The sequence below is a fragment of the Actinomadura sp. WMMB 499 genome (assembly GCF_008824145.1).
Taxonomy (GTDB): domain Bacteria; phylum Actinomycetota; class Actinomycetes; order Streptosporangiales; family Streptosporangiaceae; genus Spirillospora.
Genome location: NZ_CP044407.1, coordinates 2,684,286 through 2,700,412, shown reverse-complemented (window position 1 = coordinate 2,700,412; position 16,127 = coordinate 2,684,286). Strand labels below are relative to the sequence as shown.

The following is a 16,127-nucleotide window of genomic DNA, read 5'->3' as shown; positions in this document are numbered from 1 at the left end:
CCGGAACCCTAGGGGAATCGGGTCATTCCTTCGAGGTGACGGTGACAGAGGCGTAACCCAGTTTTTCCAGCGGCTCGCGGATCTGCTCGGCGTCGCCGACGGCGACCACGGTCAGCGCCTCGGGGTCGACGTGCTTGCGGTAGGTGCGCGCGACGCCGTCCGGGGTGGACGCCCGCACGGCCTCCAGGTACCGGGTCGGGTAGTCGGCGCCCAGGCCGCTCGCGGACGCGTCGGCGAGCTCGGTGGCGATGGCGAACGGCGTCTCGTACTCGGCGGGCGCCCGGTCGGCCAGCGCCCGGACGGACGAGCCGTGCTCGTCGGCGTCGATGCCGCGGGACTCCAGGCCGCGCAGCTCGGTGAGCGCGTCGGCGACGGCGTCGGCGGTGACCTCGGTATGCACGGCGCCCTGCGCGACGAACAGGCCGCAGTACCGCATCCGCAGCAGCCCCGCGCGCATCCCGTAGGTGTAGCCCTTCTCCTCGCGCAGGACGGTGTTCAGCCGGGACGTGAGCCCGCCGCCGAGCACGTGCGCGGCGACCGTGAGGGACGGCCAGTCGTGGTGCGAGCGGTCGGGGACGCCGTGCCCGAAGCTGAGGTAGGTCTGCACGGAGCCGGGCCGGTCGACGATGACGATCCGCGCGGCGGACTCGGGCAGGATCGTGTCGGCGGCCGGAAGCGGCCCGCCGGTGCCGGTCCAGCCCTGCAGCGCCTCGGTGAGCGCGGCGTCGGCGTCGATGCCGGTGAGGTCGCCCGCGACGACCGCGGTGGCCTCGGCGGGGACGATGGAGCCGTAGAACGCGCGGACGTCGGCGCCGGTCAGGGCTTCGACGGACGCGCGGCCGCCGCCGGTCGGGCGGGCCGCGCGGGCCTCGCCGGGGAACATCACGGCGCGCAGCTCGCGCATCGCGCGGGCCGCCGGGGTGGCGTCCTCCTGCGCGATGTCCTCCAGCCGCTCGCGGACGAGGCGCCGCACGTCGGCGTCGTCCAGTGCGGGCCGCCGGACGACCGACGAGAGCAGCTCCATCGCCGGGCCGAGCCGGGTGGCGGGGACGTCCAGCCCGATCCGCAGGGCGGCGAGGTCGGCGAAGGTGTAGAGGCTGGCGCCGAGCCGTTCGAACGCGGCGGTCAGCGCGGTGCCGCCGCCCGGCTCGGTGCCCTCCTGCAGGGTACGGGCGGCGAGCGCGGCGACGCCGTCCCGGCCGTCCGGCTCGCGGCCCGCGCCGGCGTGCAGCACCAGCCGGACGGCGGCGAGGCGGCGGCCGGGCAGGTCGCAGCGGAGCGTCGCGGGACCGGCCGGGACGCGGCCGGCGTCGGCGGCGGGGAAGGCCCACGCCGGGACCGGCCCGGGGACGGGACGGGGCGCGAGGTTCAGGCCCGGGGTCTGCGTCACGACTGCGTGCCTCCGTAGGTCAGGGCGGTGCGGGCGCCGGGCGCGAGCCAGTGGCCCGCCATCTCCTTGATCGCGCCCGCGGTGACCGCGGCGGCGCGGCCGGGGGCGGTGAAGACCCGGGCGGGGTCGCCGAACTGGGTGGCGTTCTGCGACAGCGCGTTCGCCAGGCCGGTGACCGTCTCGGTCTGCTCCAGGAAGCCGCGCTCGGCCTGGGCGGTGGCGCGGGCGGTCTCGTCGGCGTCCGGCCCGTCGGCGGCGAACCGGGCGAGTTCCTCGTCCAGCACCGCGGCGATCTTCTCCGGGTCGGGGCCGATCGCGTCGACGATCGCGATGGAGGGGCCGGACGCCAGCCGCGTCACGCCCGCCCACACCTCGGTGGCGATCTCGTCGCGCCGCACCATCCGGTCGTAGAGCCGGGAGCCGGAGCCGCCGCCGAGGATCTCCACGGCGAGCTCGGCCGCCTCGACGTCGTCGCCGCCGTCCGTCGGCAGCGGGAACATCGCGAAGTAGGCGGGGGAGGGGACCTCCTCGTCGAGGGTCTCGCCGTGGATCCCGGACAGCGGGCCGAGGTCGCCGGTGCGCGCGGGCGGCTTCGCCGGACCGGACGGGATGCCGCCGAAGTACCGCTCGACCGCCGCGATCGTCTGCTCGGGGTCGACGTCCCCGACCACGGACAGGACCGCGTTGCCCGGCGCGTACCAGGTGGCGAAGAAGTCGGCGCAGTCCTCGAGTGTGGTGGCGTCGAGGTCGTCCATCGACCCGATCGGCGTGTGCGCGTACGGGTGGCCCTCGGGGAACGTCAGCGCGCACAGCCGCTCGAACGCCGTCCCGTAGGGCTGGTTGTCGTACCTCTGCCGGCGCTCGTTCTTCACCACGTCGCGCTGGTTGTCCAGGTTGGCCTGGGTAAGCGCGGCGGGCAGCGTGCCCATCCGGTCGGCCTCGAGCCAGAGCGCGAGTTCCAGATGGCTGACCGGGACGGTCTCGTAGTAGTTCGTGCGCTCGAAGGAGGTGCTGGCGTTGAAGGAGGCGCCGGCGCTCTCCAGCAGCGCGGCGTGCTCGCCCTCGGCGACGTTCGCGGAGCCCTGGAACATCAGGTGCTCGAACAGGTGCGCGAGACCGGTCCGTCCGGCCCGCTCGTGCCGCGACCCCACGCCGTACCAGAGGTTCACTGCGGCCAGCGGTACGACATGGTCCTCGCAGACCACGACGCGCAGGCCATTGCCGAGCGTGTGCTCATGCAGCGGCTGTTCTGCCACGGAGCGCTCCCGTCCGAATCGGTTGGCGGACAGCACCGCGCGCGTCTGCGGGACGGGCCCTGACTGAACACGGCCGCGGGCTTGATCTCTGTGCCACCGTACCGGCTGCGGACCTCCGTCGAACCGGTCGCCGGACCTGTGGATAACTTCTCAGGACGTCTGCGACTCGTGGGCCGCGACGGCGTCCTCGAGGGACGCGTGCAGCACGAAGATCTTCGTGAGCTGGGTGACGTGGAAGACGCGGCGGACGCGGTCGCCGACGCCGGTGAACGACATCGAGCCGTCGCGGGCGCGGAGCCGGTGGTAGACGCCGACGAGCACGCCGAGGCCCGTGGAGTCCAGGAAGGTGACCTCGCTCAGGTCGATCACCAGGTGCAGGCCGCCCGCCTCGATGATGCCGAGCAGTTCCTCGCGCAGCCGGGGGCTGGTGAAGACGTCGATCTCGCCGCTGATCTCGACGACGGTGAGGCCCTTCTCCACGCGATGCTCGACGGAGAACTCCACCGGTGCTCCTCCCTGCGGTCGTCCGGGCCGGTCGCTGCGCCTGGCCCGTTACCTGCGCCCGTTACCTCCGCCCGTTGCCGGGCATTCCTATTTGACCCTCTCATACCCGGATCATCCGGATTGTCCCTATGTCCGGTGCGGCTCCGCGCGGAACAGCGCCCAGACCACCTTGCCCTGCGCGAGGGTGCGCCACCCCCACCGGACGCTGAACGAGTCGACGAGGTGCAGCCCCCGTCCCGTCTCGGCGATGTAGTCGGGCTCCTTGCGGCGCGGCGCGGCGCGGCTGGCGTCCAGGATCCCGCAGAGCAGCCAGGGACCCTCGTGGACGAGCCGCAGGCGGATCGCGGACGGGGCGGAGCCCAGCGGGTCGGAGGGATCGCCCAGGGCGCCCGTCGTCGCGCACCCGTACGCGTCCTCGCGGTGGACGGCGTCGCCCGCGCGGCGGCCGTCCGTCCCGGGGCCACCGTGCCGCAGGGCGTTGGTGACGAGTTCGGAGACGACCAGGCCGACGTCGTCGGAGAGGTCGGCCAGGTCCCAGTCGTCGAGCCGGGACAGGGCGAAGTGCCGCGCCTCGGTGACCGACTCGGGGTCGGGGGCGACGGTGAACGAGACCGTGGGCCCGGTCATCTCGGTGAGCGCCGTCAGGCCCCGGTCCAGGCGCGGGGGCAGGTCGGAGGATTCCGGTACGGGTGTCGAATGCACGGCATGGTCCTGTGGCTGTGGGTCGCTCGGCCCCACGACGGGGCCGAGCTCCCACCGCGTGTCGTCGTGCGCCGTGTCGTTATGCGCATGGCGTGACGTCATTCCCGGGACCCCGCAGAGTGTTCTCGTTGTGCAGCCGTGGCTCGGAAGTCTCGTGCGTTATCCTGCGCATCGTAGCGTGCGAATGCAAGGCCCAATGCACGTGCATCCGGGTCGTGGGGGAGTGAGACGGCTTGGACGGGCACGGTCGATCGGAGGTAACCGCAGGACACGGAGGTCAGTGGCACACTAGGTTCGCTGTCCGCCAGTGAAGCCGGGAGGTTGGGCGTGACTTCAGAGACGCCGGGAAGCGGATCGACCGTGCGTCGGATCCTGCTCGGGTCGCAGCTTCGTCGCCTGCGGGAGGCGAAGGGCGTCACCCGGCAGGACGCCGGCTACGTCATCCGCGCGTCGGAGTCGAAGATCAGCCGCCTCGAGCTCGGGCGGGTCAGCTTCAAAGAACGAGACGTGGACGACCTGCTCTCGCTGTACGGCGTCAAGGAGAAGTCCGAGCGCGACGCCCTGCTGCAGCTGGCGCGGGAGGCCAACACCCCCGGTTGGTGGCACCGGTACAACGACGTCCTGCCCGGCTGGTTCCAGACCTATGTGGGTCTGGAGGAGTCGGCGGCGCTGATCCGCACGTATGAACTGCAGTTCGTCCCGGGGCTGCTGCAGTCGGAGGGGTATGCGCGTGCGGTGATCCGCCTGGGGAACGCCGGTGCCGCGGAACAAGAGATCGAACAGCGCGTGGAGCTGCGCCTGCAGCGCCAGGAGCGCCTCACGGGCCCGGACGCGCCGCGCCTGTGGGCCGTCCTGGACGAGGGGGCGCTGCGGCGTCCCATCGGCGGTCCGGAAGTGATGCGGGGCCAGTTCGAGCACCTCATCGAGATGTCGAAGCTGCCCAACGTCACCATCCAGACCATGCCGTTCAGGTTCGGTGGCCACGCCGCCGAGGGAGGGGCCTTCTCGATCCTGCGCTTTCCCGAGCAGGATCTGCCGGACGTGGTTTACGTCGAGAACCTCACCGGCGCGATGTACCTGGACAAGCGCGACGACGTCGACACCTACCTGCAGGCGATGGAACGCCTGTGCGTCGACAGTGCCACCCCGGAACGCACCGTCGAGCTTCTTGGTGATCTTCTCAGAGAGACATGATGCTCCAGACCGATTACGGCCATTTTGCGGCCGGTCAGAACGACTACGACAACGGGATGCCCGCGACCGCGCTCGAGGGGGCGCGCTGGCTGAAGTCCCGGCGAAGCAACTCCCAGGGGAACTGCGTCGAGATCGCCGAACTTCCCGGCGACCGCGTCGCGATGCGCAACTCCCGCCATCCCGAGGGCCCCGCCCTCATCTACACCCGCCCCGAGATCGAGGCTCTCATCCTGGGCGCGAAGGACGGCGACTTCGATCATCTGATCATGTCCCGCAACTAGTCCGTCCCGGACTGGAACCCGCTACCGGAACTTCTCGAGACCGCAACCCAACCCCGCATGATCCCGCTCCCGGGATCACCCCCATGCGGTTCGTCGAATACGCAGACGGGTCGGCTACGGAGCAACGAACGTCGGCCCGTTTGCATCGCGAAGGTTCCCGTGGCAACTGGCAAAGGCCGCCCCTGCAGGCGGCCTTTACTCGTACTCGGCCCCTGTACTCAGCCGCAGTTGCCGTACGACGAGGTGCTCCCGTTGCCGCCGAACCGGACGCACACTCCCGGCGCGTGCACGTACACCGGACCGGCGTACCACGCGAACGACCCGCCGTCCGAGACCTTGCCCCCGCCCTGGGCCTGGACAAACGTCGAGACGGACGAGTTCGTCCCCACGTTCCGCGTCTTCATCGTCACCGCGCAGTTCTTCTGCGTCGAGCCGGAGTAGAGCAGGTAGGCGGTGCCTCCGGAAACCGACATGGAGCGCAGGACCGAGTAACCGCCCCCGCACGCCTGCTGCGGCGTGTACTTGTTGGCCGGTTCCGGCTGGGGATCGGAGCCGCCGCCCCCACCGCCGCTCCCACCGCCGCCGGTGCCGGTGCTCTCGTCCGGGGTCGGCTGCGTGCCCCCGCCGCCACCGGGTTTCTCCGTTCTCGTGCCCTGCGTCGGCGTCGCGCTCCGGCTCTTCGACGGTGTGGGCTTCGCCGACTCGTCGTCCTCCGCCTTCTTGGTCGGCTCGGCGCGTCCGGCCGTCCCGTCCTGGGCCGGAGGCCCCTCGCCGGCCGCGGTCGCCGGCTCGCCGCCGCCGTCGTCGCCCGAGCGCATCGCCGCCCACGCGCCGCCCGCGCCCACGACCAGGGCCACCGCGACCGCCGCGGCGATCGGGAGCACCAGCCGGCCGCGGCGCCGCCCGTCCGCACCCTGCGGCGGCGGCAGGCCCGGACCGCCGTGCGGGTACCCGTGACCGGGCTGCGGCGTCCCGCCCCCGAACGGATCCGGCTGCGGCGCCGTCCCGGCGTGCCTGGGGTCGGTGGCGTGGTCGCCCGGCGGTCCCGGCATGTGCGCGGCGTACGGACCGGGTGCCCGGACGCCCGGAGGGTACGCCCCGGCGGCGTGCGGGCTCCCGGGAGACGGCGTCGTGGGGTGCGGATTCGTGGGATGCGGCCCGGAGGCCCGCGGACCGGCGTTCGGGGGCACGGCCTGCGGGCCGGACGACTGCGGGCCGGGGAAGGCGGGCAGCGGCGGCGGCATCGCGTCCGGCGCCGCGCCGCTGGCCGCGCCGACGAGCCGCTCCTGCGCCGCCCGCGCGGTGGGCCGCCGCGCCGGGTCCTTGTCGAGGCACGCCACGACCAGCTCGCGGATCGGGCTCGGCAGGTCGCCGAGGTCCGGTTCGCCGGTCAGGATCCGGTGCATGACCGTGGCCAGCTCGTCGTTGCCGAACGCGGGACGTCCGGTCGCGGCGAACACCATCGTCGTGCCCCAGGCGAACATGTCGAGGGGCGGGCCGATCGCGGCGCCGGTGAAGTTCTCCGGAGCCATGTAGGCGGGCGTCCCGACGTTCTGCGTCTCGCCCGCCGCACCCAGCGCGCGCGCCACCCCGAAGTCGATGACGCGCGGACCGTCCGGTCCCATCATCACGTTGTGCGGCTTGAAGTCGCGGTGGATGATCCCGGCCTGGTGGATCGCGGTGAGCGCGGTCAGCGTGCTGATGGCGAGCCGCTCCAGCGCGCCCCCGCGCCGCGGCCCCTCCTCGCGCACGACCCGGTACAGGGACTGTCCCGGGACGTACTCGCTGATGATGTACGGCTGGTCGACCAGCACGTCGGCGTCCAGAACCTGCGCGGTGCAGAATCGGGCGACCCTTTTCGCGACCTCCAGCTCCCGGACGAAACGCGCACGCGCCGAGTCGTCACCCGCGAGGCCGCCGTGCAGCAGCTTGATGGCCACGTGGTCGGTGGTGCCGGTCGCGCCCTCCGGACGCCCCAGGAAGACGGCGCCCTGGCCGCCCTCGCCGAGCCGACCGAGAACCTCGTAACCGCCCAGCCGCTGCGGATCCCCGACCGCAGCGGATGCGCGTCCGGCATCGTCCTGTCCGTCACGCCACTCGCTCCCCCGTCGTTCCGGTCATGTCGGAAAGACTACGAGCAGATGATGGTACGCCGCCCCGGAAGCGGATGATCGAGCACCCGCACCGGACCGGCGGGCGCGAGGGCGCGAAGGCCCCCGCGGGTGGGCGGGGGCCTTCGCCTGCTCAGGCCGGGTCGGGCGTCCGCCGCGCGGGGCGGGACTCCGCCCGGCCGGGCGCACCGCCCGGTGGACCCTCCGGGGCGTGGTGTCGTTCGAGGCGCGCGGCGACCGCGAGGGCGCGCAGCGACGTGGTCTTGACCTCACGGCTCTCGGCACTGGGCCGGTGCCTGGGGATGCTGCTGGGCACGGAAGACCTCCTGGTGTCGGATATAGGGGCTGATACCCGATTTACGGGCGTTGTGACATTAGTTCTAACTGCAAGAACTTCCCGGCTATTCCGGAGTCCGCCTCCCCTCTTGCGTCCCCGCAGGCCGAGGGGGATCGGCTGACCACTTCCCGCCACCAATCCGGCCTGCCGGTGAGGGGCGTTGAAGATCCCCTACAGTCGTCCCCGACGGAGAGCGGGGAGGACGATGCGCGGGATCAGGCTCGTCACGGTGGCCGCGCTGGTGGCGACGATCTGGCCGGTGACGCCCTTCGACGCCGCCGCCGCCGCGGCGGCTCCGGCTCCGGCGCCGTCCCGCGCAGACGGGAACGCCTCGTGCAACCTTCCGCAGGGCTTCCAGGGCACGATTCCGGAACCGTGGGCGCAGCAGCGGCTCACGTTTCGGCGTGTCTGGCCGCTCACCCGAGGTGGCGGCGTGACCGTCGCCGTCATCGACAGCGGCGCGGACACCGCCCACCCGATGCTGGCCGGGCGCATCGCCGCGTTCACCGACCTCACCGGCACCGAGAAACGGGACTGCGCGGGGCACGGCACGGGTGTCGCGGCGCTCATCGCCGGACGCGACCTCCGCGCGGCGGGCACGCCGGTCAGCGGCGTCGCGCCGGACGCCGAACTCGTCATCGTCAAGCAGCAGAACACCGAGCACGACGAGACAGGCGGCGATCGTCTGCCCGGCGCGATCCGCAAAGCAGTGGACTCGGGCGCCGACGTCATCAACGTCTCCATCGCGGCGGGCGACTCACCGGAAATGCGCGAGGCCGTCCAGTACGCGCAGCGGCGTGACGCCGTCGTCGTCGCGGCGGCGGGTAACGCAGGTGACACGACGCGCGAGGCGACTCCCGCGTATCCGGCGGCTCACGCGGGCGTCATCTCGGTCGCGTCACTCGGCGAGGACGGACGGCGCGTTCAGTCGTCCGGTCTGCGGACTCGCGTGGACGTCGCCGCGCCTGGCAAGGACATCGTGATTCCGTGGCCGGGCGGCGGCTACAACCCGCAGGCGCAGGGGACGAGCTACGCGGCGGCCTACGTCTCCGGTGTGGCGGCGCTCGTCCGTGCGCGCCATCCCGAACTCCGCCAGGACCAGGTGGTCCGCCGGATCCTCGAGACGGCGGACGGAAACGCCGGCGCCGGAACGGGGCGCGGGATGGTCAACCCGGTTCAGGCGGTCACCGCCGTCCTGCCGGATGAGGCGGTGACCCTGCGCGGCGGCCCCCCGGGTGCCGAATTCGCCGAGCCCGCACCTACCGACAAGCGGACACGGAACATCGCCATCGGCGTGGCCGCGGGCACGGCCGCGCTCGCGGCGCTGACCGTGCTGGGCGGAGTCGTGATCCCCTTGGGGCGCCGACGCGGCTGGAGGCCCGGGAAGGCGGATCTCGCCACACGGCGGGACGAGGACGAGCCGATTGTCACAGGGACGCTCGGTTGACGCTCACCCTTCCGCTCCGGTCCCCAGCTGGGCGGTCTGGATCAGCCGGGTTCCGGCTCGCCGATCGACGAGCGTGCCCCGTCCGGGCGGCAACGGCGTGGCCCGCACCTCCCCGAACAACGCTCCCTCCTCCTTGCTGCCCGACATGATCAGAGCAGGTGCGGCCAGGTCCTTCAGCTGCTGGACCATCGGGTCGTAAAGGGCCCGCCCCATGCCGCCCATGCTTCGGGACAGAACGAGGTGGAGGCCGATGTCCCGCGCCTGCGGCAGGAGATCCAGCAAGGGCAGCAGGGGGTTGCCCGCAGCCGTGGCGACGAGGTCGTAGTCGTCCACGAGCAGGAAGATGTCCGAGCCCTTCCACCAGGTTCGCTCCCTCAACTGTTCCGGCGTGAGGTCAGGCGGCGGCAGCCGGTCGTTGAGCGCGTCGACCAGGTCCATCACCAGCTCCGCCGCAGCGGCGGACGACGCCGCGTATCCGACGCGATGCGCGGTGTCGGCCGTGTCCAGGAGCGACCGCCGGTAGTCGACGAAGATCAGCCTCGCCTCTTCGGGAGCATGCCCGGCCACGACGCGCTCGGCGATCAGGCGGAGCAGGTTCGACTTGCCGCACTCGCCGTCCCCGACGACCACGAAGTGCGGATCCGAGGTGAAGTCGAGCCGCACCGGCGCCAACGCGTCCTCGTCGATGCCGATCGGGATCCGCCACTTCGCCGGGGAAACGTCCGCGAGCCGGGCCCAGGGCAACCGGTCCGGTAGGAGTCGCACCCCTGGAGCCCGTGGTCCCTCCCATGCCCCGCCGACGGCTTCCACGAGCTTCGCGACGCCGTCACCGAGGTCGTCCGCCGCGCCCTGCCCGTCCACGCGGGGCAGTGCGGACAGGAAATGCTTGCCGTCGCGGGTCAGTCCGCGGCCCGGCCGGCCCTCGGGGACGTGTGCCGCCAGGCGCCGGTCGATCTCCGATTCGTAGGTGTCCCCGAGGCGCAGCTCCAGGCGTGTACCGAACGTGTCCCGGATCGCCATGCGGAACTCGGACCACTTTCCGGCCGTCGCCACCACGTGCACGCCGAACCCCAGCCCGCGTGCCGCCAGGTCGGTGATGACGTCCTCGAGCCGCTCGTACTCCTGGCGGAGCGTCATCCAGCCGTCGACCACGAGGAACACGTCCCCGAAGCCGTCGCCGGGGATGTCGCCCCTCGCCCGTAGCCGCCGGTACGCCGCGATGGAGTCGACGCCGTGCTCGCCGAAGTCCCGCTCGCGCCGCTCCAGCAGCGCGGACACCTCCGCGACGGTCCGTCGAACCCGGTCGGCGTCGAGCCGTCCCGCGACACCCCCCACATGAGGCAGGCCGGCGAGCCCGCCCAGTGTCCCGCCGCCGAAGTCCAGGCAGTAGAACTGCACCTCTTCAGGGGAGTGGAGCAGCGCCAGCGACACGATCAGCGAGCGCAGCAGCGTCGACTTGCCCGTCTGCGGGGCCCCGGCGATCCCGACATGCCCGGCAGCGGCTGCCAGGTCCACCCAGAACGGGTCACGGCGCTGTTCGAACGGCCGGTCGACGACCCCGACGACGGCCGCGAGACGCCCGCGGCCGTCCCAGTCCGCCGTCGTCAGGCCCTGGCCGGGGACCGTTGAGAGCGTGGGCAGCAACTGGTCCATGGTCGGCGGGACGTCCAGCGGCGGAAGCCAGATCCGGTGCGCGGACGGACCGTGCTCCGCGAGCCGGTCGATGACGGCGGAGAACAGCGACTCCCCCGACTCCGGTTCCTCGACCGGCTCCGCGGAAGCCCCTTCGTCCGGATCCTCTGGTGGGACGAACGCGGTCGTGTAGGGGAAGATCCGCCGCGGGGTGCTACGTCCCTCCTCGGCCCCTCCACCTCGTGTCTCCTCGGCGACCGGCCCGGACACATAAGCCGCCTTGAACCGCACCATGTCACTGACATCGACCTTGAGAAAGCCGTTCCCCGGCTGGGAGGGCAGCTCGTAGGCATCCGGAACACCGAGGACGGTCCGCGACTCCATCGCGGAGAACGTTCGAAGCCCGATCCTGTACGACAGATGCGAGTCGAGGCCCCGCAGCTTCCCCTCTTCGAGGCGCTGGGAGGCCAGCAGCAGATGCACGCCCAGCGAGCGGCCGAGCCGTCCGATCATCACGAACAGCTCGGCGAACTCCGGCTTGGCGGCGAGCAACTCGGAGAACTCGTCGAGCACCACGAACAGCGTGGGAAGAGGCCGCAAGTCGGTGCCCTGCTCCCGCGCGCGTTCGTAGTCCCGTAGGGACGAGTAGTTCCCCGCCGAGCGGAGCAACTCCTGGCGGCGCACCATCTCGCCGTGCAGGGCGTCGTACATCCGGTCCACCAGCGGCAGCTCTTCCTCCAGGTTGGTGATGACCGCCGACACGTGCCGCAGTCGTTCCAAACCGAGGAAGGTCGCGCCGCCCTTGAAGTCGACCAGCACGAAGTTGAGAGTCTCCGAGGAATGAGTGACCGCCAGCGCGAGGACGAGCGTGCGCAGCAACTCCGACTTGCCGGACCCGGTCGCGCCGATGAGCAGTCCGTGCGGGCCCATGCCGCCCTGGGCCGATTCCTTGATGTCCAGCTCCACCGGACGTCCGTCCGAGTCGACGCCGATCGGGACCCTGAGCCGGTTGCGCGGGGCCTTGGGCTGCCACGTGGAACGCGGGTCGATGCCATGAGGACCGGGCAAGTTGAGCAGTGACGTGAGAGTGAGATCCACCGCCAGCGCGTTCTGTTCCGGCTCGTCCGCCGTACCCGCACGCAGCGGCGAGAGCCGCAACGCGAGCCCTTCCGCCTGGACGGACGTCAACCGGTCGGGCGTGCCGAGTGGACTCGAAAGGTCCTTCCCGGTGTGATCCCGCTCGAGCAGCTCCATGCCCTCGTCCGTCACGTGCAGCCGCAGCATTGTGGCGTCCGGTGTCGGCGCCACCGAACCGTCCAGGTCGATGACGCACACGCCCTTGATGCCGTCCGAGGCCACCTGCGCGTCGTCGACCGTCCCGCCGTCGATGACGATCACGTGCAGCGGGAGATCCTGGTGGTCGACACCAGTGGAGAACCGCGGGCGGTTCTCCACGTCGAGCAACCCCTCGAGCTCCGCCAGCACCGGCCCTGCCAGCCGCACCTGGCCCACCGCGTCGCGTGCGTCCGGATGCAGGCAGTGCGGCAACCACTTGGCCCACTGCCAGTGCGCCATCCGGTCCGTCGAGGCGCACACCGCCAGCCGCACGTCATCCGGCGAATGGAACGTGACGAGCTGCGCCACCATCGCCCGTACCAAGGCCCGTCCCGCCTCCGGGGCGCCGGTCACGACGATCCGCGCGAACGCCGGCAGCGACACCGCCACCGGTAGATCGGGGACGGTCGAGTGCGCGCGCAAGAACCGTCGCAGGGCACCCGCGCACATCGGCTCGAGATCCTCGATCGGGCGCGTCTCGGGCGTGAGAAGTTCCAGCGCGAGCCGCTGCCGCCCCCGTCCGATCCGCACCTGCCCGAAGTCCTCGTCCGCCGGACGGCGCTCCCACAACCGGCGGCTCATCGCCAGCGACCAGAGCGTCCGGGGGTTCGGGCCGCTCCATTCCAGCGCCTCGCGCTGTTCCTCGGCTGCCTTCCGCACGCGGCCTCGAACCTGGTCCAGATACCGGTAGTAATCACGGCGAGCCCCGTTCAATCGCTGCTTACGCTCGCCTGCCCCCTGCCCGAACTGCCCGAACGCCATCCCCACCATGGACAGCATGAAGAGGCCGGACGCGACCCACATGATCGGGTTCCCGCCTCCGCTTCCGCCGATGAACATCAGCCCCATGGCGGCTCCGCTCGCCGCCATCGGGAGATACATCAGGGCATTGGCGAATCCCGGGTTGACGGTCTCCGGAATCTCCGGCGGCGACTCCAGCATGATCTCGCCCTCCGGCAGCCGCGGAGGCGGCCGCCTTTCCGGACGCCGCACGTGAACGATGCCCACCGACGGATCCCTTCCACAGTCATGACCGGAAGTCAATGCCGCGTCATCCTAGTGGGAGTCGCGTTCGAGTAACGAGATCACCCAGGTGGCGGAAAGACGGTCCGACTGGTAGGGAATGTGCGGTCGACGGACGGAGGCAGATGAACGTAACGACGGGGGCCGACCTATGCCGCGTGATCATTGTGGCGCCTCATCGCCGAGTGGACCTCTCCCTCCCGGCGGGCATTCCCCTTTCCCACATGCTCCCCACATTGCTGCAGGTCGCGGGCCCCGACCTCGCCGATGCCGGGCTCGTCCACTCGGGCTGGATCCTGCAACGCCTGGACGAGCCGCCCCTCGACGAGTCGCAGTCGCTCACCGGCCTCGGCATCCGTGACGGCGAGATCCTCTTCTTCCGGCCCGAACTCGCCCAGCTCCCGGAGGTCGTCTTCGACGACGTCGCGGACGTCGTCGCGACCGGCGTCAACGACCGTCCTGACCGCTGGCGTCCGGAAACGACCCGCCGCTGCGGCCTGCTCGCCGCCGCCGCGACCCTCCTCGCCGGTGCGGTGGCCGTCGCCCTCGCCGGCCCGCCCTGGCACCTCCTGGCGGCGGCGTCCGGCGGCATGGCCGTATTCCTCCTGCTCGCGGGGGTTGCCCTGTCCCGCGCGCTCGGCGACGCCGGCGCCGGGGCCGTCCTCGGCTACAGCGCCCTCCCGTACGCCTTCCTCGGCGGCCTCCTCGCCCCCGCCCGTCCCGTCGAGCTGCATGATCTCGGGGCGCCGCACCTCGCGGCCGCCTCAGGAGCGGTGACCCTGGCCGCCGCCATCGCCGCGTTCACCATCCTGGAGGGCCTGCCGACCTTCCTCGGCATCGCCGTCACCGGGCTCCTCGGCCTGACCGCCACCGCGGTGACCGACGGCTTCGGCGTGCCGCCGGCCGGGACGGCCGCGTTCACCGCGTCCCTCTGCCTCGCGCTTACCGCGCTCATCCCGTCCCTCGCGTTCCGGCTGGCACGCCTGCCACTGCCACCAGTCCCGGAGAACGCCGAAGAACTTCGCAGCGCCCAGACGTTCGATGGCCCGACCCTGCTCCATCGCACGCAGGAAGCGGACCGTTTCGCCACCGGACTCGTGGCCGCCGTCGCCCTGACCGGCCTGGGCGCCCACCTCACCCTGCTCACCGCGGACGGCTGGCTCCCGTTCACCATGGCGCTCTGCCTTTCCCTGGTGCTCCTCCTTCGCGCCCGTGTCTTCCACGGCCGGTCCCAGCGCCTCTGGATGATCGGCTCCGGACTGACCGGCCTCGCCGTTCTCGCATTCGGTCAGGCGCCCGCATCCCCCGCCATGGCCCTGCTCGCGGTACTCATTCCCGCCACCCTCATCGCGACAACGATGATCGTGATGGCGCTCCGCCTGCCCGTCCGCAAGCCGTCCCCCTTCTGGGGACGCGCGGGCGACATCGCCGACATCATGCTCATCGTCAGCCTGCTCCCGCTCGCCATGGGCCTGCTGAACCTGTACACGTGGCTGCGCGGGCTGGCGGGCTGATGCAGACCCGCAAGGACCTCTACCAGGCCCACCGCCTGACGACCCAGCGCATCGCGCTGGCCCTCCTGCAGGGCAGCCCCAGCGCCGCCGAATCCCCGCTCCGACGCACGGGCGTCGGCACTCTCATCGGCGTCATGATCGTCGTCTTGATCGCGGCCGGCTTCGGCATCGCGGGCCTCATCTTCAAGGGCGGAGCCCGTAACCTCGAACGTTCGGGCGTCGTCGTCATCGAGAAGGAGACCGGCGCCACCTACGCGTACAGCGCCGAGACCCGCAAGCTCGTCCCGTTCGTCAACTACGCCTCGGCCCGCCTCGCCATGGCCACGTCCGACATCGAACGCAAGCTCGTCTCCGCGAAGTCCCTGGCAAAGTACGCTCGGGGCCCCTTGACCGGCATACCGGGCGCCCCCGAATCCCTCCCCACCCCGAAGGACCTCGGGAAAGCCCCATGGTCCCTGTGCGTCCGCCGTACCGGAACGGACACCACCGTCTCCTTGGTAGGCGGCCGGGACGTGGGAGGCACAGCCCTCGCCGAGAACCAAGGCCTGTTGGTGAGCGCCGACTCCCAATCCTGGCTCATCTGGCACAGCACCAGGATGGAGATCTCCCCGAGAGCAGCACGGGTTCTCAGCCCCCAACAGCCCGTCCCGGTGGACCCGCATTGGCTGAACGGGCTTCCCCAAGGCCCCGACTTCGCGGCACCGACCGTCCCGGGGCGCGGCGGGAACGTCCCTGGCCCCAACGGGGCACCGACTCCCACGGGCCAGGTCTTCCACGTACAGGCCATCGCGGGCACCCCCGAGCGCTGGTACGTCCAGCTTCCCGACGGCCTGTCGAACATCTCCGCCACCCAAGCACGTCTCCTCATGGACGTCCCCGCTGCGGCCCCACCCCGGGACATCACCCCGGCTGCCGCCGCGTCCAGCCCGTCCAGGACGAACCTCTACAGCCGCGAACTGCCCGAGTCGCCACCCCGCATCACGAGCTACGACCCCAGCCAGCCGCTCTGCACCGTTTACCGCGACACGGACAAGCTCTCCACCAGCGCCGGTTTCACCATCGGTGGCACGCTCCCGACCACCACACCGACCCCTGCGGGCCTAGACCAAGTCGTCATCCCGGGCGGCGCCACCTTCGCGGGCACCCTCCCGGGCCCTGACCAGTCACCCGAATCCTTCGCCCTCATCACCGACCAGGGCACGCGCTACCCGATCGCGACCCCGGACGACATCAGCAAGCTCGGCTACACCTCGAACCAGGCGGTCCCCGTCCCCACAAACCTTCTCGCCCTCTTCGAAGAGGGCCCGACCCTCACGGCCACCGCAGCCAGAAGGCCGATTCCGGCCAATAACCCACCAGTAGCAACAAGCCCCTGATGAGCGGTCAGGTAACACCTCGATC

Annotated in this window: 12 protein-coding genes; 5 read left to right on the top strand and 7 right to left on the bottom strand. The window is 71.5% G+C overall.

Features of this window, described 5'->3' with window-relative positions:
* Positions 1-22: 22 nt before the first annotated feature.
* From F7P10_RS11595 to F7P10_RS11580, 4 genes are all read right to left on the bottom strand, one after another.
* A complete protein-coding gene (locus tag F7P10_RS11595) occupies positions 23-1,390 on the bottom strand; it encodes a pitrilysin family protein (protein WP_151009359.1) in 1,368 nt (455 codons plus the stop codon).
* Entirely contained in the window at positions 1,387-2,646 is a 1,260-nt protein-coding gene (locus F7P10_RS11590) for a pitrilysin family protein (protein WP_151009358.1), read from the bottom strand. The genes F7P10_RS11595 and F7P10_RS11590 overlap by 4 nt, the downstream gene beginning before the upstream one ends.
* A gap of 150 nt (positions 2,647-2,796) precedes the next feature.
* On the bottom strand, positions 2,797-3,150 hold the full coding sequence (locus F7P10_RS11585) for an STAS domain-containing protein (protein ID WP_151009357.1): 354 nt from the start codon (positions 3,148-3,150) through the stop codon (positions 2,797-2,799).
* Positions 3,151-3,276: 126 nt separating this feature from the next.
* A complete protein-coding gene (locus F7P10_RS11580) occupies positions 3,277-3,852 on the bottom strand; it encodes an ATP-binding protein (protein ID WP_151009356.1) in 576 nt (191 codons plus the stop codon).
* Between the two features lie 327 nt (positions 3,853-4,179).
* Between F7P10_RS11580 and F7P10_RS11575 the strand changes: the two genes are divergently transcribed.
* Complete coding sequence (locus tag F7P10_RS11575) at positions 4,180-5,046, top strand: helix-turn-helix transcriptional regulator (RefSeq protein ID WP_176611422.1); 867 nt, start codon at positions 4,180-4,182, stop codon at positions 5,044-5,046.
* Complete coding sequence (locus tag F7P10_RS11570) at positions 5,043-5,327, top strand: DUF397 domain-containing protein (RefSeq protein WP_176611421.1); 285 nt, start codon at positions 5,043-5,045, stop codon at positions 5,325-5,327. Before F7P10_RS11575 ends, F7P10_RS11570 begins: the two co-directional genes overlap by 4 nt.
* Positions 5,328-5,545: 218 nt before the next feature.
* On the opposite strand, the gene F7P10_RS44225 is transcribed toward F7P10_RS11570, so the two are convergent.
* Together F7P10_RS44225 and F7P10_RS11560 are read right to left on the bottom strand one after the other, a co-directional pair.
* Positions 5,546-7,306: a serine/threonine protein kinase gene (locus tag F7P10_RS44225; RefSeq protein WP_254716751.1), complete on the bottom strand. Its 1,761-nt coding sequence runs from the start codon at positions 7,304-7,306 to the stop codon at positions 5,546-5,548.
* A 265-nt stretch (positions 7,307-7,571) separates the two neighbouring features.
* The gene (locus F7P10_RS11560; protein ID WP_151009354.1) at positions 7,572-7,754 is read right to left on the bottom strand and encodes a hypothetical protein; all 183 of its coding nucleotides are present in this window, start codon (positions 7,752-7,754) and stop codon (positions 7,572-7,574) included.
* Between the two features lie 226 nt (positions 7,755-7,980).
* Between F7P10_RS11560 and F7P10_RS11555 the strand changes: the two genes are divergently transcribed.
* Positions 7,981-9,222 carry a S8 family serine peptidase gene (locus F7P10_RS11555; protein WP_151009353.1) on the top strand — a complete coding sequence of 414 codons (1,242 nt, stop codon included), beginning with the start codon at positions 7,981-7,983 and terminating at the stop codon, positions 9,220-9,222.
* A 3-nt stretch (positions 9,223-9,225) separates the two neighbouring features.
* Here the strand turns inward: F7P10_RS11555 and eccCa are convergent, their stop codons facing one another.
* The gene (gene eccCa, locus F7P10_RS11550; protein WP_218040463.1) at positions 9,226-13,197 is read right to left on the bottom strand and encodes a type VII secretion protein EccCa; all 3,972 of its coding nucleotides are present in this window, start codon (positions 13,195-13,197) and stop codon (positions 9,226-9,228) included.
* A 140-nt stretch (positions 13,198-13,337) separates the two neighbouring features.
* Here eccCa and eccD point away from each other — a divergent pair, with 140 nt between their 5' ends.
* On the top strand, positions 13,338-14,726 hold the full coding sequence (eccD, locus tag F7P10_RS11545) for a type VII secretion integral membrane protein EccD (RefSeq protein ID WP_151009352.1): 1,389 nt from the start codon (positions 13,338-13,340) through the stop codon (positions 14,724-14,726).
* Complete coding sequence (eccB, locus tag F7P10_RS11540; RefSeq protein WP_151009351.1) at positions 14,702-16,102, top strand: type VII secretion protein EccB; 1,401 nt, start codon at positions 14,702-14,704, stop codon at positions 16,100-16,102. The genes eccD and eccB overlap by 25 nt, the downstream gene beginning before the upstream one ends.
* The last annotated feature ends 25 nt before the right edge of the window (positions 16,103-16,127 follow it).